The organism is Halosimplex marinum (assembly GCF_051414075.1).
GTDB lineage: Archaea > Halobacteriota > Halobacteria > Halobacteriales > Haloarculaceae > Halosimplex > Halosimplex marinum.
This window is the reverse complement of record NZ_JBLKNY010000004.1, coordinates 22800-42616: the sequence shown is the minus strand read 5'-3', so window position 1 is coordinate 42616 and position 19817 is coordinate 22800. Positions and strand designations below refer to the sequence as shown.

Annotated in this window: 17 protein-coding genes; 9 read left to right on the top strand and 8 right to left on the bottom strand. The window is 70.0% G+C overall.

What is annotated here, in order from left to right:
- The first annotated feature begins 29 nt into the window (after positions 1–29).
- From ACMGFI_RS08500 to ACMGFI_RS08485, 4 genes are all read left to right on the top strand, one after another.
- Positions 30–683, top strand: coding sequence for a DUF7095 family protein (locus ACMGFI_RS08500; protein ID WP_436908904.1), 654 nt, complete (start codon positions 30–32; stop codon positions 681–683).
- A 356-nt stretch (positions 684–1039) separates the two neighbouring features.
- Complete coding sequence (locus ACMGFI_RS08495; protein WP_436908903.1) at positions 1040–1876, top strand: deoxyribonuclease IV; 837 nt, start codon at positions 1040–1042, stop codon at positions 1874–1876.
- A 188-nt stretch (positions 1877–2064) separates the two neighbouring features.
- Positions 2065–4446 (top strand): outer membrane protein assembly factor BamB family protein, encoded by a 2382-nt coding sequence (locus tag ACMGFI_RS08490; RefSeq protein ID WP_436908902.1) that lies wholly within the window; start codon positions 2065–2067, stop codon positions 4444–4446.
- Positions 4446–5039, top strand: a complete 594-nt coding sequence (locus tag ACMGFI_RS08485) for a hypothetical protein (RefSeq protein WP_436908901.1) — start codon at positions 4446–4448, stop codon at positions 5037–5039. The genes ACMGFI_RS08490 and ACMGFI_RS08485 overlap by 1 nt, the downstream gene beginning before the upstream one ends.
- Positions 5040–5057: 18 nt before the next feature.
- Here ACMGFI_RS08485 and ACMGFI_RS08480 read toward each other — a convergent pair whose 3' ends face one another.
- Complete coding sequence (locus ACMGFI_RS08480) at positions 5058–6461, bottom strand: hypothetical protein (RefSeq protein ID WP_436908900.1); 1404 nt, start codon at positions 6459–6461, stop codon at positions 5058–5060.
- 74 nt (positions 6462–6535) lie between these two features.
- Positions 6536–6766 carry a DUF433 domain-containing protein gene (locus ACMGFI_RS08475; RefSeq protein ID WP_436908899.1) on the bottom strand — a complete coding sequence of 77 codons (231 nt, stop codon included), beginning with the start codon at positions 6764–6766 and terminating at the stop codon, positions 6536–6538.
- 191 nt (positions 6767–6957) lie between these two features.
- Between ACMGFI_RS08475 and ACMGFI_RS08470 the strand changes: the two genes are divergently transcribed.
- Positions 6958–8235 (top strand): DUF6498-containing protein, encoded by a 1278-nt coding sequence (locus tag ACMGFI_RS08470; protein ID WP_436908898.1) that lies wholly within the window; start codon positions 6958–6960, stop codon positions 8233–8235.
- Between the two features lie 434 nt (positions 8236–8669).
- Here the strand turns inward: ACMGFI_RS08470 and ACMGFI_RS08465 are convergent, their stop codons facing one another.
- Entirely contained in the window at positions 8670–9335 is a 666-nt protein-coding gene (locus tag ACMGFI_RS08465) for a helix-turn-helix domain-containing protein (RefSeq protein ID WP_436908896.1), read from the bottom strand.
- A gap of 85 nt (positions 9336–9420) precedes the next feature.
- Here ACMGFI_RS08465 and ACMGFI_RS08460 point away from each other — a divergent pair, with 85 nt between their 5' ends.
- Positions 9421–11103 (top strand): NADH-quinone oxidoreductase subunit D, encoded by a 1683-nt coding sequence (locus tag ACMGFI_RS08460; RefSeq protein ID WP_436908895.1) that lies wholly within the window; start codon positions 9421–9423, stop codon positions 11101–11103.
- Between the two features lie 66 nt (positions 11104–11169).
- On the opposite strand, the gene ACMGFI_RS08455 is transcribed toward ACMGFI_RS08460, so the two are convergent.
- Positions 11170–11589, bottom strand: coding sequence for a DoxX family membrane protein (locus ACMGFI_RS08455; RefSeq protein ID WP_436908894.1), 420 nt, complete (start codon positions 11587–11589; stop codon positions 11170–11172).
- A gap of 319 nt (positions 11590–11908) precedes the next feature.
- On the opposite strand from ACMGFI_RS08455, the gene ACMGFI_RS08450 reads away from it, so the two are divergent.
- Complete coding sequence (locus tag ACMGFI_RS08450) at positions 11909–12292, top strand: winged helix-turn-helix transcriptional regulator (RefSeq protein ID WP_135364590.1); 384 nt, start codon at positions 11909–11911, stop codon at positions 12290–12292.
- 33 nt (positions 12293–12325) lie between these two features.
- On the opposite strand, the gene ACMGFI_RS08445 is transcribed toward ACMGFI_RS08450, so the two are convergent.
- Positions 12326–13375 carry a TrmB family transcriptional regulator gene (locus ACMGFI_RS08445; RefSeq protein ID WP_436908892.1) on the bottom strand — a complete coding sequence of 350 codons (1050 nt, stop codon included), beginning with the start codon at positions 13373–13375 and terminating at the stop codon, positions 12326–12328.
- 180 nt (positions 13376–13555) lie between these two features.
- Positions 13556–15724 (bottom strand): ABC transporter substrate-binding protein, encoded by a 2169-nt coding sequence (locus ACMGFI_RS08440; RefSeq protein ID WP_436908891.1) that lies wholly within the window; start codon positions 15722–15724, stop codon positions 13556–13558.
- A gap of 299 nt (positions 15725–16023) precedes the next feature.
- On the opposite strand from ACMGFI_RS08440, the gene ACMGFI_RS08435 reads away from it, so the two are divergent.
- Positions 16024–16932 (top strand): RIO1 family regulatory kinase/ATPase domain-containing protein, encoded by a 909-nt coding sequence (locus ACMGFI_RS08435; protein WP_436908889.1) that lies wholly within the window; start codon positions 16024–16026, stop codon positions 16930–16932.
- Between the two features lie 207 nt (positions 16933–17139).
- On the opposite strand, the gene ACMGFI_RS08430 is transcribed toward ACMGFI_RS08435, so the two are convergent.
- The gene (locus tag ACMGFI_RS08430) at positions 17140–17700 is read right to left on the bottom strand and encodes a DoxX family protein (RefSeq protein WP_436908888.1); all 561 of its coding nucleotides are present in this window, start codon (positions 17698–17700) and stop codon (positions 17140–17142) included.
- A gap of 197 nt (positions 17701–17897) precedes the next feature.
- Positions 17898–18968, bottom strand: coding sequence for a TrmB family transcriptional regulator (locus ACMGFI_RS08425; RefSeq protein WP_436908887.1), 1071 nt, complete (start codon positions 18966–18968; stop codon positions 17898–17900).
- 234 nt (positions 18969–19202) lie between these two features.
- On the opposite strand from ACMGFI_RS08425, the gene ACMGFI_RS08420 reads away from it, so the two are divergent.
- A complete protein-coding gene (locus ACMGFI_RS08420) occupies positions 19203–19793 on the top strand; it encodes a 50S ribosomal protein L15e (protein WP_436908885.1) in 591 nt (196 codons plus the stop codon).
- Positions 19794–19817: the final 24 nt, after the last annotated feature.

The following is a 19817-nucleotide window of genomic DNA, read 5'->3' as shown; positions in this document are numbered from 1 at the left end:
TTTCCCCTTCGGGCGGCTACTCCGGCCCGATGACCGACCTCTCGCGCGAGGAGGCCGTCGCCCGCGTCGAGGAGCTCGTCGCCCGCGTCGAGGACGAGCGGATGCCCGTCCCAGTCCGGGAGATCTGGGCCTTCGGCGACGTGACCCTCGGCCTCGACCCCGTCGAGCGCCTCGACATCTATCTCACCAAAGACATCCTCGTCGGCGGCGACGACAGCGAGGTCGACCCCGACGACCTGGCGCTGGGCGTCGACGGGATCGGCGAGACGGTCCGCGCCGACTGGGCCGCCGAGCACACCGAACACGTCCGCACCAACGCCAACGGCTACGCCGCCCCCGAGAAGTGCCTGGCCGCCCACCTCGTCGACGACGACGAACCCGTCCACCTCGAAGTCTGCAACGCCTCCTTCGACGACAACGTCACCCAGCGCTTGGAAGGCGCGCTCGCCACCGGCGACTACGAGCAGATCCTCGACCCTCGCGGCGCCTGCCTGTGGGTCGACGGCCAGCGCAGCGAGGAGGCCTTCCGGAAACTGCGCGAGGGGGAGTTCGTCCTCCCGACGCTGTCGGGCGCCCTGGAGATGCTCGGCGCCGACCCCGACACCGCCGAGGAGGCCGCCGACGCCCTCCGCGCCTACCGCGAGCGCCAGGAGGGCGCGTCCGTCCGCGGCGACGTGGTCTGATCGGCCCCGGCGCGCGACCGCGCCCGCTCCGCGATGGTCCCGACTGCCCGGGCTCGACGGCCGACCGCGGGGCCGAAACGACCGCCTGACTGTGAACAGGCGGCGCATAACAATCGGTCGCGACGGTCTACGCTGGGGTATGCTCCTGTGGGCCATCCTCCTCGGCGTGCTCGCCTGGGCGCTGGTCACCCTGCTGTTCCTGGTGCTCGTCTACGCCTACGGGGACCGATCCCGTCGCCGGGCGCGCGTGTGACTGCCGGCGCCGCGATATCCGCGGTCCCGGCGGGGTCGGCGACCGCCCCGCGAGCCCGCGTCGGTCCGATACGACTTTCCCGGTCGACTCCCTGCGGTCGGCCATGACCCGTGTCGGCGCGCACACATCGATCGCGGGCGGCGTCCCCAACGCCGTCGACGAACAGCTGGAGATCGGCGGCAACTGCGGACAGATCTTCTCCCACTCGCCGCAGGTGTGGCAGGACCCGAACATCGGCGACGAGGAAGCCGCCGAGTTCCGCGAACTGACTGACGAGCACGACCTCGGGCCGTGGGTGATCCACTCCTCCTATCTCGTCAACCTCTGCACGCCGAAAGACGACCTCCGCGAGAAGTCCGTCGACTCGATGCAGAAGGAGGTCGACGCCGCCGACAAGCTCGGCATCGACTACGTCAACGTCCACCTCGGCGCCCACACCGGCGCGGGCGTCGACGGCGGCCTCGACAACGCCGCGGGCGCCCTGGACGAGCTGGAGATCCCCGAGGGCGTCACCGTCCTCGTCGAGTCCGACGCCGGCTCGGGCACGAAGCTCGGCGGCGAGTTCGAACACCTCGCGGAAGTGCTCGACCGCTCCGAGCAGGACCTCGACGTGTGTCTCGACACCGCCCACATGTTCGCGGCGGGCTACGACCTTTCGACCCCCGAGGGGGTCGAAGAGACCGTCGCCGAGTTCGACGACGTGGTCGGGCTGGAGCACCTGGAGTGTATCCACCTCAACGACTCGAAACACGCCTGCGGGACGAACAAGGACGAGCACGCCCACATCGGCGAGGGCGAGATCGGCGAGGACGGGATGGCCGCGTTCCTGAACCACGAGGATCTTTTGGACGTGCCGCTCGTGCTGGAGACGCCGACCGAGGACGGCAAGAGCTACGCCTGGAACGTCGAGCGCGTCCGCGAGCTGCGAGACGCCGAGTGACTGACGGGAACGAAGCGTCCCGGTATCGTGAGCGGGGAGCGTAGCGACCCGCGAACTGCGGGGGTGTGGAGTAGCGGACGGGAGCGGAGTCCCACTCGGTCACGATCGCGTCGACAGCGGGCGGAAGTTGGTGGCGGAGTATGTGCCGGCACACGAGCGTTTATTGTGGCCTGTACGCAGGACTCGGTGTGAACGGACAGGGTTTCGGTGAACCACCGACGGGCGGGACCTCGGGTGACGACGCCGGCCGAGTGCGTGCGAGCGGGTCGTCGTGGCCCCAGCCGCACTACGACGCGCGCAACAGCGGGTACACCCCCGACGCTGTGGTACCGGACACGGAACCGGGTCGACTCTGGACCTTCGGGGTCGACGCCGAACTGGAGACCGACCCGGTCGTCGCCGGCGGGTCGGCGTTCCTCGTGCCCCGGGACGACATCCTGTACGCCGTCTCGCTACGGGACGGCACGGAGCGGTGGCGGTTCGACCCGGACGACCCGGTGTTCACCGCGCCCGCCGTCGCGGACGGCTCCGTCTACGTCGCACCGAACAACGGGCAGGTCCGCGCGCTCGCCGTCGAGGACGGGACTGAACGGTGGGCGGTCAACCCCGGACGGAGCGTGAATCCACAGGTCACCGTCGCAGACGGGACCGTCTACGTCGTGACCTACTACGGGAACGTCTACGCGCTGTCGGCGTCCGACGGGGAACAGCAGTGGACGGCGTCGCTCGACGAACGGGTCGTGACGCGACCCCCGGTAGGCGACGGGGCGCTCTACGTGAGCACGCAGAGCGGGAACGTCCACGCGCTGTCGACCGAGGACGGGAGCGAGCGATGGGGCTTCGAGACGGACAGCGAGTACATGTTCACGGAGCCGACGGTCGGCGACGGGGCGGTGTACGTGCCGGTCGGGCGCGTCGACGACGGGAGCTACTACTACGCGCTGACGACCGACGACGGGAGCGAGCGGTGGCGCCTCGAACGGTCGTCCGGGAGTCTCGATATGTCGCCAGCGGTGACGGACGACACCGTCTATCTCCAGGACGTGGACGGGGTCACCGCGCGGTCGCCCGCCGACGGGAGCGAGCGGTGGACCGGGTCGGTCGAGGGCGAGGCGACGGCGGTGGCGGTCACCGAGTCGGCGGTGGTCGTCGGCGGCGCGGGCGACGTCGTCACCGCGTTCGCGCGCTCGGACGGGTCGGTCCGCTGGCGCCGCGAGGTGGGCGGCACGACCGCACCCGTCGCGGTCGCCGGCGGCGTCGTCTACGTGGCCAGCGGGAACCGCGGGCTCGTGGCCCTTGGCGACGAGTTGCCGCCGACCCCCAGTCCCACGCCGTCCCCGACGCCGACACCGAGTCCGACGCCCACGCCGACCGCGACGCCCACGGCGACACCGAGTCCGACACCGACCGAGGCGCCCACGCCGACGGGGACCGTGACGCGGACGCCCGCCGACGTGCCCTACGCGCTCCGGGAGGGCGTGAAGACCGTCGTCGACACCGGCTACGGGACCTACTACCTGATCCGGTCGATCCCGGAGGTCGACCCGGAGCGTGTGGCGGTGACGACGACCGACTACGGGCTGGTCGACCGGACGACGACGAAGGACGTGGTCGCGCTCGACACCTTCTCCGAGGGGCTGTGGGCGGCCGACTGGGGGCAGGAGGTCGAGCGGATGCGGACGGTCCGCGAGGCGTCGGCCGCCTACGAGACGCTCGGCCGTCTCAACGAGATCGGGTGGGATCTGGTCGAGATCGTCGTCTTCCTGGCGTCACCGTACAAGAAGGCAGCGGCCGGGCCGGCGCTGGAGATCGCGACCGACGCGATCGACTGGGCGATGGACGAGGTCCAGCGCCCCTATCGTGCGGCGTTCCAGCGGCTCACTGCCTGTCTCAACAACGCGCGGTCCATCGACCAGCACGCCCGCGATGTGGTCTCGCACGGCGGGCTGGGGGAGGCGATCGAGACGTGGGTCGGCGCCGCCCAGTTGATGCACGGCGCCTACGACACCGGGTCGGACCTGGCGACCGCCTGGAGCCAGCTGTCGACGGCGCTGCAGAGCGGGGGCAGCTACTCGGTGTCGGCGTCGACCGCGCTGTCGACCGCTAAGGGGTTTTTCGTCGGGTTCTTCGTCGGCGCCGCGAGCGGGATGGTCGAGGGCGACGTCGAGAAGAAGACCGCGGTCCACGGGCTCCAGAACGCCTACGCCAATATGCGCCTCCCCGTCGTCAAGACGCTCCGTTACCTTCAGGGGCGGTTCGACAGCGGGGACCGGACCGTCGGTGACATCCACAGGTACAACGCGTACCTGCTCTCGGCGTATCAGATGGACGCACTGCTGTTCGAGGCGTCGGCGCTGTACTGGGAGGCGATCGCCGACGGGTGGCTCGGCGGCGTCTGGGACGCGTGGTCCGGCGCCCAGCGCAGGGCCGACGAGTACGCGTCGAAGGCCGAAACGGCCAAGACCACCGCCCGGACGACCCAGCGGCTGTTCGGCCTCGCCCAGACCCGGATCAGCGAGGACGTGACCGAGTCGATCAACGCCGAGTTCTCGGCGGGGGGTGGGCGCTGATGGACCCCGACCGCCGCGACCTGCTGAAGGTCCTCGGCGTGCTCGGCGTCGGCGGGGCCGGATCGGCGCTGTTGCTCTCCGGCGGCGACGGCGGCCCGAGTTCGGGCGTTCCGGAGACAGCGTCCGACGCGGGAACGCCGACAACTGGAGGGAGGGCTCAGTCCGGTAGCAGGGAGGACTACGCCGCGGCCGTCGAGCGGGTCGGGAGCGACCTGACGGAGCCGCCGTCGCTCCCGGAGCCGACCCGCTTCGACTACGACCCCGTCGACGTGAGCTTCGAGGAGCGGTGGCTCGGCCGGTTCGTCGCAAGCCCGGCGGACGGCGGGGAGGGCGACCGGATGCGCGCGACGCCCGGGACGGGCTCGCCCGACGAGGTACTGACGACGTTCCATCGATGGCTCGGACTTCCCGACGAGCGGTGGGGAGAGGCGACGCTCGCCGGCGAGACCGTCGAACTCCGCGGCGGGGCCGCCGATGGACGGGTCGCCGTCCTCGGGACGGTCGACAGTCGAGACCTGGTCGTCGTCGCGCGGGCCGTCGACGAGGCGACGCTCGACGGAATCGTCTCCTCGTGGGGCCTCCCCGAGTCGTAGGACGGGTGGCGACCGCCGCTACTTCTCGACGGCGTCGGGTCGGTTCTGCACGCGGGGATACCGCACCCCCAGCGCCTTCCAGTCGAGCCAGCGCGCGCCGGGGCGGTCGTCGGCCAGCTGTCCGTACGGCGGATCCCCGCCCGTCGGAACCCCGTCGACCGGGCCAGTGGGGTCGACGGCGTCGGCAACGAACTCGGCGGCGTCGTCGGTCGCCCGCCAGACGCCCGACGCGCAGGACGGCAACGCCACGCCGACGTTGGCGACCCCGTCGAGCGGTTCTGCGCGGGGGACGGCCTCGCCGTCGACCCGCTGCTGGAGCGTCGCGTAGGCGTAGAACTCCAGGTCGGCCCCGTCGGCGGCCCGGTCCTTGACCGCGGGGACGAGCTCGAACAGCTTGTTGTAGCCGACCTCGACCTTCTCGGGGTCGAGCGTGCCCATCGCCTCGTCGGTGGTGTCCTCGGGGTCGACTTCCTCGGCGGCGGAGTCGTTGGTGACGTACCAGGTGACGTAGTTCGCCTCCCGGTGGCGGTGGCGCCGCGGGACGACGGACATCCCCTTGTGCGGGAGGTAGGCGCCGACCGCCGGGAGGTCCTCGGCCGGCCCGCGCACCGCCAGCACCAGCTGATTGCGGTAGGTCACCGGGTCGAGCGACCCGCGGACCGCGTCGGCGTCGCCCCCCGCGTCGCGGAACGACTCGCGCTCGACCAGCGAGTCGACGAACCGGTGGGTGCCCGTGCCGGTCGCGGCGACGACGTAGTCCGGGTCGACCCGCAGGGTCAACTCCTGGTGGGTCTCGACGGTGAGCCGCTCCAGCGCGGGGGCGGACGACCCTCCCGTCGCGAACTCCGTGGCCGTGATGTCGCCGACGACGATGCGCTGTTCGTGGTCGGCCGCGAGCGCCTCGACGAGCGCCTCGCGGTCGATCACGTACTCGTCGACCGCGGCGACGTGCTCGCCGCTACCCTTCGCGAAGACGGTCCCCTCGCGGTAGACGTCGTGGAGGTCCGCGAGTTCGCGCTCGTCGTACTCGTAGCCGGCCTCGTCCCACTGGTCGACGAGGTGCCGATACGGGTGGTCCGTCGAACAGACGTACCACTCGCCGCCCTCGACGGGGACGCGGGCGTCCTCGGCGAACGGCAGCCACCGCTCGTCGACGGCCTCGCGGCGGGCGCGGTCGGGGTTCAGGTACCCCTTCGCGAGCACGCCCGGCCAGTCGAACGTCTGCCCGCCGCCCAGCGGCGTGTTCGAGACGAGCGCGGCGGCGTAGCCGCGGTCGACGAGTTCGTCCAGCAGTACGAGCCCCTGGACCCCGCCGCCGACGACCAGCACGTCCACGTCGGCGGTCGGGTACCACTCCAGGTACTCGCGAGCCTGCTCCCACAGCGACACCCCACGGTCGAACTCCGGCTCGTCCGCTCCCATTCGTTGTCCGCCCTTTTCGCCCGCTGTACATATGCTTGACTGCTGGACTCACTCGTCGCGATACGGTGGTCGCGTTACGCCGAAGTTGACCCGGGGGCGGCCGACCGGAACTCGTCGATGTGGTCGTAGTAGTACGCGAGCCCTCGATGTACGTCGGAGAGCGTCAGGTCCGGGTAGAGCTGCGTGATCTCGTCGGGCTCGTATCCGCTGTGTTCGTACGCTTCCGCGATGTCCTTGACGCGAATCCCGGTCCCTTCCACGGTCGGGACACCATCGCTGTGTCGGTCGTCCCTGACGATTCCCATCGTGTATCTGTTCTCGTCATCCGTCTTGAACTACCGGGTCGGAACGGATCCGGAAGCGACGGGCGTCTGCCGCTACGCCAGCCGATCCGGCAGTCCGCCAGCCGGGCAGGTCACCGCGAGACGAACCGCGAGCGGACAGTGACCTGCCCGGGAACCGTGACTCTCAACTGAGCGACCGCCGAGGTTCGGCTATGCGAATCCCCGCCGTCGGCCGCCCGGGGCCGCTCGCGGTGGTCGCCTCGAACGCGGTGGCCCCCGTGGGCGTCCTCGCGCTCGGGTGGTCGGCCACCGTCCTCCTCGGCGTGTTCGTCCTCGAACTCGCGGCCGTGCTGTGGTGGGCGGCGGTGAAGGTCCCCTTCGCGGCCAAGCGCCCGAACAACCTGATGGACGACCACCGGCTACTGGGCCCGCTGCAGGCCAAGCGAGGCGGGATCGAACTCCCTGGGCCGCTCCCGCCGGTCTACCTCCGGAACGTCCCGACGCTGGTCGCGCTCGTCGCCCTCCTCGCGCCGATCGAACTCGGGGCCGCCTTCCTCGTGTTCGCGCTCTCGGACCCGACGATCACCACCGAAACCACCGGGCAGTTGCTGGTCGGCGGCGTCGGCGTCTTCGCCGCCCGCGGCGCCGAGACCTGGGCCGACTACTTCCACGGCGGGGGCTATCGCGACCACTCGGCGCGGTCCGTGGCGCTCGCGCCGTTCAAGTACGTCTTCGGCGTCGGGACGCTCCTGTTCGTCGTCGGCCCGTTCGGCCTCGACAGCGGCGGGGTGCTGGCGCTGGTCGTCGCCGGCAAGCTCGCCTACGACCTCCGGACGATCCAGGTCGAGCGCGACCCGGACAGGCGGGGCGTCTTCTACCGCCTCTACGGGAGCAAGGAGACCGAGATCGAACCCGAGCCGGTCGTCGAACCCGACGGCGATCCGGTCGTCCGCGCCCGCCCGCCGCGGTCGGTCGCCGTCGCCGACGCGCTCTACCGCGGCGGCTTCTACACCCTGACCAGCCCCGTCGTCCTCTGCTACGTCGTCGCGGCGCTCCTCGCCGTCTTCGCGCCGTCCCCGCTCGTGCTGGTCCCCCTCGCCATCGCCTTCGCGTTCGGGGCGCTCCGGGCGACGACGCGCTACCTCCGGTTCGGCTCCCTGGAGTACCGCTCTTACGACGGCGTCCTCGTCGCCTACGACACGCTGTTCGACGAGCCCCAGCAGCGGATCGAGCGCGACGACGTGACGCGCGTCGCCGTCGAGACCGACCCCGTCGACCGGTGGTTCGACACCGCCACGATCGAGTTCGACCGCGGCGACGACACGCCGCCGCTGCAGTTCACGGTCCCCGACCCCGAGGACGTCGAGCACGACGACACGCCGAGGTCGCTGGTGGCCCCCCACGTCGACGATCCGAAGGCGCTCGCGGACGCGCTCGGCGTCGGCTGGCTCTACGAGCGTGACGTGGAGTGGTCGACCGCTATGGACTGAACCGTCGGGCGTGTTCAGTATAGGCGGCAGCTGTCGCAGTGAGCGGTCGCGGTGAGCGGTTGCGGTGCGGCCGGCGTGCGCTGTCGAGCGTGCCCGCCGCTTGGCGGGCCGCTCGAACCAGTCGCGCGAGGGATTCGCGACTCGCGTGTCGCGAATCGGCTGGGGAGGCTCGTGGCCGTCTGCGGTGCTGTCGCGGTGCGGGTGCTGTCCTGGTGGACTGAAAGGGCGAGGCGCGCTCGCGCTTGTGCAGTCGTCTGAGCGGGCACTATCCGCGCGGGCGGTGCCGAGAGCGCGGATATCCCGCCTCAGCGACCGCGAGCGCGCCGGGGGCTTTCAGCACTCGCTGTCGGTTGCGGTCACCCTCGTTTCTTCCACGAAGACCCCACTCGAAACCACTACTCAACTCGCACAAAGACCGAACGAGACGCGACGATTCAGAACGGTCCCGTCGAGACGACGTTCCGCATGACCGAGCGCTCGGCGCGGCGCAACAGTTCGGCGGCGGTGCCGGGCGCACAGTCGAGGCGGTCGCCCACGTCCTCGACGCTTCCCTCGCGGGGCGTCTCGTAGTAGCCGCAGTCGACCGCCGCGACGACGGCCTCGAACTGCCGGTCGGTCAGGTCGCCCCCGGCGTCCAGCCGGCGGGCGTCGTACTCGCCGACCTCCAGCACCTCGGCGTCCATCCCCTCGGGCATCTCCTCGACGGCGGTCTGGAGCTTCTCGGCGGGACCGACCGCGGTCAGCCGGACCGTCCCGTCCGCGCGGTACTCGATGGGCATCACCCCGACCAGCCCCGGCTGGGTGAGCGCGCCGACGAAGTCCCGGCTGTGCTCCGGGATCGACTCGCGCACGTAGAGGTAGAACGTGTCGTCGGGGCACCGGGAAATCTCGTAGGCGCTCACGCTCTCTGTCCCCCGCAGCGCCGGCTCGTAGGGGTCGGGGTCGCCGTCGACGTGAAACAGGAAGGCGGGGTCCTCGTCCAGCGCCGTGTTGTACTGCAGCAACCGCGAGACGCTGTACCCCTCGCGCTCGACGACGAACTGGTGCATCGGGTGTCGCACGGCCGGCTCCTGGTGGACCGCGACGCGCAGGTACCGCATCGCCTGATCGGTTCCGCCGGCCTGACTTAAATCCAGGCCACTCGTGAGGGGCAACGGCGATTGTCCGACCGCGCCAACGGCGCGTATGGACCAGCGACAGCGACAGGTGGGCGAACGGCCCGAGAGCGCCACATCGGCGGCAGACGTCGACTCGCCACTGGAGGCGGCGCTCGCGGTCGTCCCCGACGACGCCGTCACCGACACCGAACAGCACCTGAACGCGCCCGCGCTCGTCGTCCGGGCCGACCGCGTGCAGGCGGCGCTGTCGGCGCTGCGCGACCGGGCGGGGTTCGACCACTGCGCCTGCGTCACCGGCCAGGCCTACGGCGACCGCTACGAGTCGATCTACCACCTCCGGAGCTACGACGACCCCACCCGGGAACTGTCCGTCGTCGTCCCGACGCCCGCCGCCCGCCCCGAACAGGAGAGCGCGGCGCCGGTGTACCCGACCGCCGACTGGCACGAGCGGGAGGCCTACGACCTCGTGGGCATCGAGTACGACGACCACCCCGACCTGCGGCGGATCCTCCTGCCCGAGACCTGGCAGGGTCACCCGCTGGACCCGGACTTCAGCGGTGAGGAACCGCAGATCGTCACCTTCCGCGAGCACGAGAACCCGCTGGCCGACGACCGCCGCGACGGCGACACGATGTACGTCAACATGGGGCCTCACCACCCGGCGACCCACGGCGTGCTCCGGCTGGGCGTCACGCTCGACGGCGAGTACGTCGCCGCGGTCGAGCCCGACATCGGCTACATCCACCGCTGCGAGGAGCAGATGTGCCAGCAGGGGACCTACCGCCACCAGATCATGCCCTACCCCGACCGCTGGGACTGGAGCGGCGCCGGGCTCTGCAACGAGTGGGCCTACGCCCGCGTCGCCGAGGACCTGGCCGACATCGAGGTGCCCGAGTACGCCCAGGTGATCCGCACCATGAGCGCCGAACTGTCGCGGGTGCTCGGTCACTTCCTCGCGGTCGCCACCTACGCGCTGGACGTGATCGGGGAGTTCACCGCCGTGTTCATGTACGGGATCGAGGAGCGCGAGCGCGTCCAGTCGATCCTCGAAGACCTGACCGGCCAGCGGCTGATGTTCAACTACTTCCGGCTGGGCGGGGTCGCCTGGGACCTGCCCGACCCCCGCGCGGACTTTTTCGCGGAGGTACGGGAGTTCCTCGACGGCCTGCCCGACCGGCTGGCCGAGTACCACGACCTGCTGACGGGCAACGAAATCTTCCAGATCCGCACGGTCGATACCGGCGAGCTATCGGCCGAGACCGTCAGGGAGTACGGCTGTACCGGGCCGGTCGCCCGCGGGTCGGGCGTCGACTACGATCTGCGCCGGGACGACCCCTACGGCTACTACCCCGAACTCGACTGGGACGTGGTCACCGAGGACGGCGGGGACAACTACGCGCGCGTGCTCGTGCGCCTGCGAGAGATAGAAGAATCTGCCCGGATCATCGAGCAGTGCGTCGACCTGCTGGAGGAGTGGCCCGCGGACGACCGCACCGTCCAGGCGAACGTCCCGCGGACGCTGCGACCCGACCCCGACACCGAGATCTACCGCGCCGTCGAGTCCGCGAAGGGCGAGCTCGGGATCTACGTCCGCAGCGACGGCACCGACTCGCCGGCCCGCTTCAAGATCCGCGGCCCCTCCTTCTCGCACGTCTCCGTCCTGGAGGAGGCCGCCCGCGGCGAACTCGTCCCCGACCTCATCGCGACCATCGGCAGCCTCGACCCCATCATGGGCGACGTGGACCGCTGATGGGGACACTGGCGGCCCCGTCGAACGATCGTATCGCTATCGGACCGATACCGCCCGCGAACTTCCTCAGAAGAGACCGACGCCGAGCGCGTAGGGCCACGCCTGGCCGCCCAGCGCGAGGAGTGCGAGCGCGCCGCCGGCCAGCGCGACGTTCTTCAGGAAGCCCGTCATCTCGTCGTCGGCCTGGTCCTCGGGGACCGCCCAGAAGTCGTGCATCGTCACCGCCGAGACCAGCAGGAAGGTGGCGAGCGCGCCGGCCGCCAGTACGGGCGCGACGCCGAGCACGATCCCGAGCCCGCCGAGGACGAGCACGACGCCCGAGGCGACCACCGAGAACGCCGGCGCCGGGATCCCCTTCATCTCCGCGTAGCCGCTCATTTGCTCGACGCCCGAGAAGTGGTTGAGCCCCATGAACGCGAGGACGCCGCCGAACAGGACCCGCGCGAGCAGGAAGACTACCTCGCCCGCCGCCGACTCGACGGCCATCAGACCGTCACCCCCGCTCGAAGCGCGGCGTGCTCGTCGCCCGTGCTACCGCCGTCCGTGCTACCGTCGTGACCGTGCATCTCTGACATCGAAACTCCGTACGATCCCCACACAAATATACGTTATCTGACACTCATGTCACCGGGAGACACCGATGTTACCGGCTGTCTCGACGTGGCCCCGACCAGATCGAGGGCAGCGGGCCTCGGCCGCCGGCCGCATCGTCCGCCGACGAGTTTCGACAGGGAATCTGGTATCTCAGTGTTACCGGGTTCGTGAACGAACTGCCTAAGTAGGTGGGCGCAGTATGGCGGGGTACATGGCGACCAACGCGAACGCGGAGGCGGCGAACCCCGAGGCCTGTCCGGTAGTCGACTCGCTCGAACAGATCGGCTCGCAGTGGCGGCTGGTGGTGCTGTACGACCTCCAGGAGGGCGAGAAGCGGTTCAACGAACTGAAACGGTCGACCGGCGCGAGCTCGCGGACGCTCTCGCGCGTGCTCGACGACCTCCAGGAACTCGATCTGGTCGACCGCCGACTGGAGGAGGACGCCCCGGTCGCGACGTTCTACTCGCTGACCGCGAAGGGCGAGTCGCTCTGTCCGGTGTTCGACGCCATCGAGTCGTGGGCCGACGAGTGGCTCGGCGAGGACGCCGACGGGAAAGAGGCGATGGCGGCCGTCGAGGCCGTCGCCGGCGAGTAGCCGCCCGACGGCGAGACACGTTCTGCCGCGCTCTCACTCCTCGACCGCCCGGAGCGCGACGCTCGTCCCGCGGTAGTCCTCGAGGTAACCGCCGGGCGCGCCGACGCTGACCGGCCCGTCGTCGCTGTCGACGACGAGGCTGTTCTCCAGCGTGAACTCGTTGGTGACGGGGTCGACCAGCGCCTGGCGCACCTCGCGGACCCGGCCCGCGACCCGGTCGCCGGACTCCGTCTCGACCTCGGCGCGCAGTTCGACGCCCGCCTCGCGGTGGCGGGCCGCGGCGAACGTCGCAGCCCGGAACCACTCGAAGGTCGCCGGGAGTTCGGGCGGGTCGGCGACGGCGACCTCCCGCGGGAACGGCCAGTAGGCGCCGAGGAACGTGGCGATGACCGCGCCGGTCAGCCCCCACTCCGAGACCCAGACGACCCCCTCCTCGAAGTAGGCGCCGTCGAACACCTCTGGGCTGCCGATCATCGCCCGCTCGTCGTCCGCAGCGTAGGCGAAGGCCATCTCGCCGCCCCAGCAGCGGACGGCCGTCGCCAGGCCCGCGTAGCGGTCGGCCGCCCCGGCGATGTCGTCGACCTCGCCGATCAGCAGGAGCACGAGCGCCCCGCGCTCGCGGGCCGCCCGCAGTTCCGACTCGATCTCCGGGACAACGTCCGCCGGCACCGAGACCAGCACCTCCGACTCCGCGCTCTCGACGTCCTCCCGCAGGTTCTTCAGCGCCTTCCGCCGGGACTTGGCCATCTCGATCTCCGAGGTGCGGGGCCGGGTCTCGGTGAACCGCTCCTCCAGCGCGGGGGTCATCGCGTCGATGCGCTCGGAGATGTCGGCCATCGCCTCCCGCGGCGGGAGCGCGCGAATCGTCGTCGGCGAGACGTGGTCGTTGACCCGGACGAGTCCCCGTTCTTCGAGGCGCTCGACGATGTTGTACACCGTCCGCTGGGTGACGCCCGCCTCGTCGGCGACGGCACTGGTCGTCGCCTCGCCCAGTTCCAGCAGCGCGAAGTACGTGTTGATCTCGTTGTCCGAGAGCCCGAACACCCGCAACTGTTCCCGCAGCGCCGCGTCGTCGGAGTCCATTTGTATCGACCTCTCGCTCGCGGGTAATCCGTGTGTTGTTCGGCGGCAGTGGCCGGCGGCCGCGACGCCCGCGCGAGTGGGAGCGACCCGCGGGGCCGCCGCCGGGACCACCGTGACAAGGAGTGTAGGAGCGACTTTCGAACGGTACCGCCGACGGGTGACGACAGTGTCGCTACACGGTTACCCCTCCTCCGGCGGTTCGAACTCGGTGTCGTAGCTGGCCTGCGCGATCCCGCCCAGCACGAGCACGTCCTCGATGCCGAACGACCGCTCGTAGTCGAACGCCCGCGCGGAGGGTCCGGGCCAGTCGAAGTCGCGGACGTTGCCGAACGACCCCTGCATGTACTGGTGGAACGGGAAGTGCGGGACGTAGAAGTTGTAGTACTTCGCGCAGGTGCGGTAGAGCTGCCGACGCTCGGCCTCGCTGTTGCCCGGCTGGCGGATCTTGTTGACGGTCTCGACGAGGTTGACCTCCGTCGCGCCGTCGAGTTCGGGCGCCTTGCCGGCCTCGTCGGGCGCCTCGAAGGCACCGGGGTCGTCGGGTACCTGCTGGACGATCGGTTTGCCCTGGGTGTCCACGGTGTCTTCGGGCTTGGCCTCGAACGGGTCCGGGGCGGTGGGGCTGCCGGCGACGAGCGTCTCGTCCCACCAGGCGCCCACGTCGTGGTAGTACTGGAAGACGTACGGGTCGCCGTGCCAGTACAGCGACGACTCGTAGTTGAGCCCGCCGTTGGGGTCGAGGTTGTTCGACCACGAGTTCCAGCCCTGCGTCGAGAGGTTCACGCCGAACCCCCAGTTGGCCAGGTTCGCCCGGATCGTCTGGGCGGCCTGGACGTGTTCGGGGATCGTCGACGTGGCGAACAGGTCGATCTCGGCGGGACTGCCCGAGGGGTCGACCCACTGGCCGCCCTGCCTGGTGTAGCCCGCGCGGTTCATGTACTCGGTGGCCGCCTCCGTGTTCGACTCCCGCGAGTAGGTGTGCAGGCTGTCGAGGAACTCCTCGGAGAAGACCGCCTCCGACTGGGCGTCCAGCAGGAACGTGTCGTGGGCCAGCGGCTGGGCGCCGCCCTCGCCCCAGCCGTTCTGCGAGACGGCGTTCCAGTCGACGGCCTCGACCAGCGCGCGGCGCACCCAGAGGTTCCGGAGGTGCGGGTTGCGCCAGTTGAACTTCCACATGTCCCCGCCCGTGGCGCGTAGCCACCGGGTGAACTCCTGCATGTAGTCGGGCAGCACCTCCCGGTTGAGCGACGCGCCGGGCGACACGTCCCCGACGTTCACGTCGAGCACGCCCTCGGTCTTCAGCGTCTCCGCGCGGTCGCCCTCCGCCCAGTAGATGGCGAGCTTCTCGACGTTGGTGTGTTCGGCGTTCGGGTGCTCCGGGTCGAGGTGGAGGACCATCCGCTCGGAGCCCACGTCGTCCATCGACTCCAGCCGGTAGGGCCCCGTGCCGGCGAGGTACTCGTCGGTGCCGCCCGAGAGCGCGATGCGATCCAGGGAGACGCGGTCGCTCTTCAGCTCGTCGGTCACCGACGTCACCCGGTCGCGCGACCCCGCGTCGCGGTACCGCTCCAGGTACGGCTCCGTGAACGACGGGTGCAGCGGCGGGTCGCCGTCGACCGGCCCCGCGTTCGTCGCCAGGATGTTCCGGGCCGTCGGGTCCGGCTCCTGCTCGGGGACCGACCCCTTGTCCGTCCACCGGTGGAGCGTCCACTGCTCCTCGGCCCGCTGGTTGAACGTGGCCGACTCCGTGAACTTGTTGCCGGCCTGGAAGAACTCGACGTGGTTGTGTTTCTCCCGGGCGACCGCGTCGTGGGGGTCGCCCGACCAGTAGGCCGAGCGGTCGTCGTGGTGGTCGTACCAGTCGAAGGGCGCGTCGACCTCCCACCCCTCGATCCACGTCATGATCCCGATCTCCTCGTGGTCGGGCTTGTGCGGGGTCGGCACCGTCGTCCCGGAGTACGACAGGTTCGTCGTGTGGACGTTCCGCAGCCCGTGGAGGTCGGACATCCACAGGTCCCCGGCGGTGTTGTCCTGGGGCGTCCAGGGGTTCCAGTCGAACACGTCCGGCGAGTTGGCGTGCGCGTAGGCGATCGTGTCGACGACCGGCTCGCGGTCCGTCGCCGTCGGCGCCGCCGTGTTCTCCGACCCGTCCGCCACCGTGTCCTCGGCTTCGATCGGCTCGACCGTGTCGCCGCTCGACCCGCCGGACGTCGCCGTCGAACCGCCCTCGCTCGGACAGCCGGCCAGACCGGCCGCGCCCAGCCCCGCGATCACCTGTGCGTACCGGCGACGCGAGACGCCGCCCGCCGACTCGCCGTCCGCCTCGCCACCCTCGTGATTGGCTACCATGATGCGTGCCCTACTGTGGCCCACCCCTTGAAATAATTTCTGGAAGAAATATTTTTTCGAGATATTTTCAGACCACTCGTCCGGCCGTTCGGGCCTGGAGAACGCCGATTCCGTTCACCGGACGCCAGTTGCGGGGGACACGAACGGGCGGTCGAACTCCGCCGAAGCCGCCGGGGCACCGTTCGTCCGAGCCGTCGTCGCGGCGGACGACGGGCGATTCGATATCGCGCTATGTAATTTATCACCGGGTCGCCGCCGACGCGTCGGGCTTTTCCCTATCGACGGAGTACGGGCGGGTAATGGTCCAGAACGTGGCATCCGTGATAGCCGACCTCGAACCCGAGGACTTCTATCTGCTCTCGGGGGTCGAGCAGGGGATGCGCTTCTCGGAGTACGTCAACCGCGAGAAGCTCCCCGAGTACACCCGCCTCTCCCCGGAGGACGTGGACTACCGGCTGGACCGCTGCGAGGACCGCGGACTGGTCGAGCGCAAGACCATCCAGTACGAGGGGTTCAAGCTCACCTTCGAGGGGTACGACGCGCTCGCACTGCACACCTTCGCCGAGCGGGAGACCTTCGACGGCGTCGGCGCCCCCCTCGGCGTCGGCAAGGAGAGCGACGTCTACGAGGTCCGGTCGTACCGCCCGCTCGCGCTGAAGTACCACCGCGAGGGCTACACCAACTTCCGCGAGGTGATGAAAGAACGCGACTACACGGCCGACCGCGACCACGTCTCCTGGCAGTACACCGCGCGCAAGGCCGCCGAGCGCGAGTACGACGCCCTCGAAACGCTGTATCCCGACGTGTCCGTCCCCCAGCCGGTCGACCACAATCGCCACGCCCTCGTCATGGAGAAGGTCGACGGGGTCGAGCTCTCCCGGACGAAGCTCACCGACGCGCAGGTGGTCCCGGTCATGGAGCTGATCCTGGAGGAGATGGCGACCGCATACGCCGAGGGGTACGTCCACGCCGACATGAGCGAGTACAACGTCTTCGTCACCGAGGCGGGAGTCGTCGTCTTCGACTGGCCCCAGGCCGTCTCCACCGACCACGACAACGCCCGCGAACTCCTCGAACGCGACGTGGAAAATCTGGTGGGCTATTTCGCCCGCAAGTACCCGAGCCACGTCGACGAGATCGACGTGCCCGCACTCGCCGGTGCGCTCGCCGACGACTCCTTCGAGTCCGTCGGCGAGTTCGCCGGATAGGCCGTTTCTCGACCGATCCACCGATCCTGTTTCTCCTACTCCGACAGAATGTGGGAGTATATCGAACTCATAAATCACATACCGCGATACGAAATCTCGCCCGGACCACTGCGGAGCACGCACAGAATTCGGCGCTGCAGCGCCGTTCGGACGGAAATCGAGAGAAGATCGCCGACTGGGAAAAATCGGGTGTCTCGGCCCCCGGCGTCAGCCGAGGACGTAGCGAAGCCGCGGGTATCGCTCGACGAGCGCCTCGCCGCCGATCTCGTAGCGCTCGACGAGCGCGTCCAGGCCGAGGATGCGGCCCGCGCCGAAGGCGGCGACGGCGAGGAACACGAGCATGTAGGCGAAGTCCCCGTTGATGAACCCGTGTTCGACGCTCCAGTTCCCGAAGTAGAACAGGAGCATCATGAGCGCGCCGAACAGGGCTGCGAGGCGGACCAGGGCCCCGACGAGCAGGCCCAGGCCGATGAGGACCTCGCCCCACGGGACGGCGACGTTCGCGAAGGCGACGAACCAGTCGGTCGTCCCCATCCAGACGAACATCCCCTCCAGGGGGTTGCCGTTCGTCCCGGCCGCGTGGACCAGGTAGCCCTCGGCGGCGAAGCCGCCCTCCAGGACCTTCGTCGCGCCCGAGTACAGGAACGCCCAGCCCATCATGAGCCGCAGCGCCAGCACGAACCAGGCCGACAGGCTGTGAGCCTTGCCGCGGACCGTGTATCCGCCGATTCTACTCTCGAACTCGTTGACTCCGGGGGTGGTCGTCATCGGTGTGACCTCTATCTGTAGAGACGACGGACGCGAGTATATACCCGACAGGCTGTTCTCCGCTTTCGGGAACTGTTCTCGGCGGTTGAGAATCGCTCACCGATCGCGACCGTCCCCGGTCCCGTCGCGCCCGGTTGTGAATGCTCGCGTGCGCGAGACACGGGCGAGAGGCCCCTGAGCCGGAGTGGATCGGGCGATCAGCCGGTCCACTCGATGCCGTCGACGGTGACGCGCTCGGCCTCCAGGTCCTCGTGGAGCGCGCCCCAGCCGCCGACCGTACGCTGCCCGTCGGAGGTCCAGAGGACGAGCGCCGCCTGCCCGGAGAGGTCGGTGAGGGTGGGGCGCTGTGCGGTCCTCGCGGACGCCGCGGAGTACCGGATGTCGGCGATGACGCCCGAGACCTCCCGGTCGCGCCCGGAGTCGGGTTCGGTCCCGCTGACCGTCACGGAGACGACGGCGTCGTCCCACCACAGGGGGTACACGTCCCGGACGAACGCCTCCAGGCAGACGTACACCGGCGGCCCCTCCCGGCGGCGCGAGACCGTCTCCCAGTTCGCCCAGAGGCAGGTCTGGAAGTACCACCGGAGGATGAAGGGGACGATGTCGTCGTCGATGACGACCCCGTACGGGTCGGACATCCGCGTCGTGGGCGCGAGACACGCCCTCGTCCGGTCGACGACCGCGCAGAACGGCCCCGGGATCGGTCGCTCGCGGATCTCGGTCACCACGTCGCTGACCGGGTGGTCCGCGACCCCCACCTCGCCCGCCGGGACGACCGACGCGCGCACCACCACGTCCGCCTCGAAGGCCTCCGTCAGGGCGCCCTCGTAGGCGACCAGTTGCTCGTCGGTCAGCGCCAGGTCCACCGTCGAGTCGGCCTCCCGGATCAGCCCCTCGGCGTGGTCGAGGACCGTGTCGACCCGCTCGGTGACGGTCATCCTGTTGTCGCCCAGCGGCGACGCGTCCCAGCGGTCCTCGACCGCCTCGGCGACCGCCGAGAGCCGGTCGCTCCTCTCGTGGAGGTCGCTGACGAACTCGGCCGGTTCCCGTGCGCGAGCGTGCAACGTCTCCCGGTCGAGCGTCTCCACGTACCCCATCTGCTCCAGTTCCGTCAGCACGTCGTAGATGCGCGGCACCGGGACCGAGCAGTTCCGGGCCACGTCGACGGCCGGCGACACCCCCATGTCCAGTAGCGTCAGGTACGCGTCGGCCTGGTAGGCCGTCAACCCCGCGTCCTCGAGTCCCCCCAGGATCTCGTCCCGGTCCATCGTGTCTTTCCAGATATAATACACCGACATAATAATATTCGCACGACAGTAGTTGGACCGGTGACAGGCGATCGGGCGCCGGCGTCGCGAGTTCGGATCCCTTAAGGGCGCGAGCGGGAAACTGGCGGGTAACTCGCTGGGCGGTCGGGCACCAGCGGGCGCCTGCCTGTGCAGGTCGGGATGTGATCTCCGGCGACGGGGATTGAACCACGCAACGCCCGGCGGTGAACACCCATGGCAAAGAGCTTCTACACCTACATCCGGGACGCCTGGAAGGACCCGGACGACGGCAAGCTGGCGGAGTTGCAGTGGCAGCGAAAGCAGGAGTGGCGCGAGGAGGGCGCGCTCGAACGCATCGAGCGGCCCACTCGCCTCGACCGCGCGCGCTCGCTGGGCTACAAGGCCAAGCAGGGCGTCGTGGTCGTCCGCGCGTCGATCCGAAAGGGCGGCGCCCGCAAGCAGCGCTTCACGGCCGGCCGCCGGTCGAAGCGCCAGGGCGTCACGCGGATCACCCGCCGCAAGAACCTCCAGCGCGTCGCCGAGGAGCGCACCACCCGCGTCTACCCGAACCTCCGCGTGCTCAACTCCTACCCCGTCGGGCAGGACGGCAGTCAGAAGTGGTTCGAGGTGATCCTCGTCGACCCCGAGCACCCCGCGATCGAAAACGACGACGACCTCTCGTGGATCTGCGAGGACCAGCACACCGACCGCGCGCTGCGCGGACTCACCAGCGCCGGCCGCCGCAACCGCGGGCTCGACAACCGCGGCAAGGGGAGCGAGCGCACGCGGCCGAGCCTCTCCAGCAACGAGAACCGCGGGCGGTAGACCCGGACCGCGACCGCGAACGCG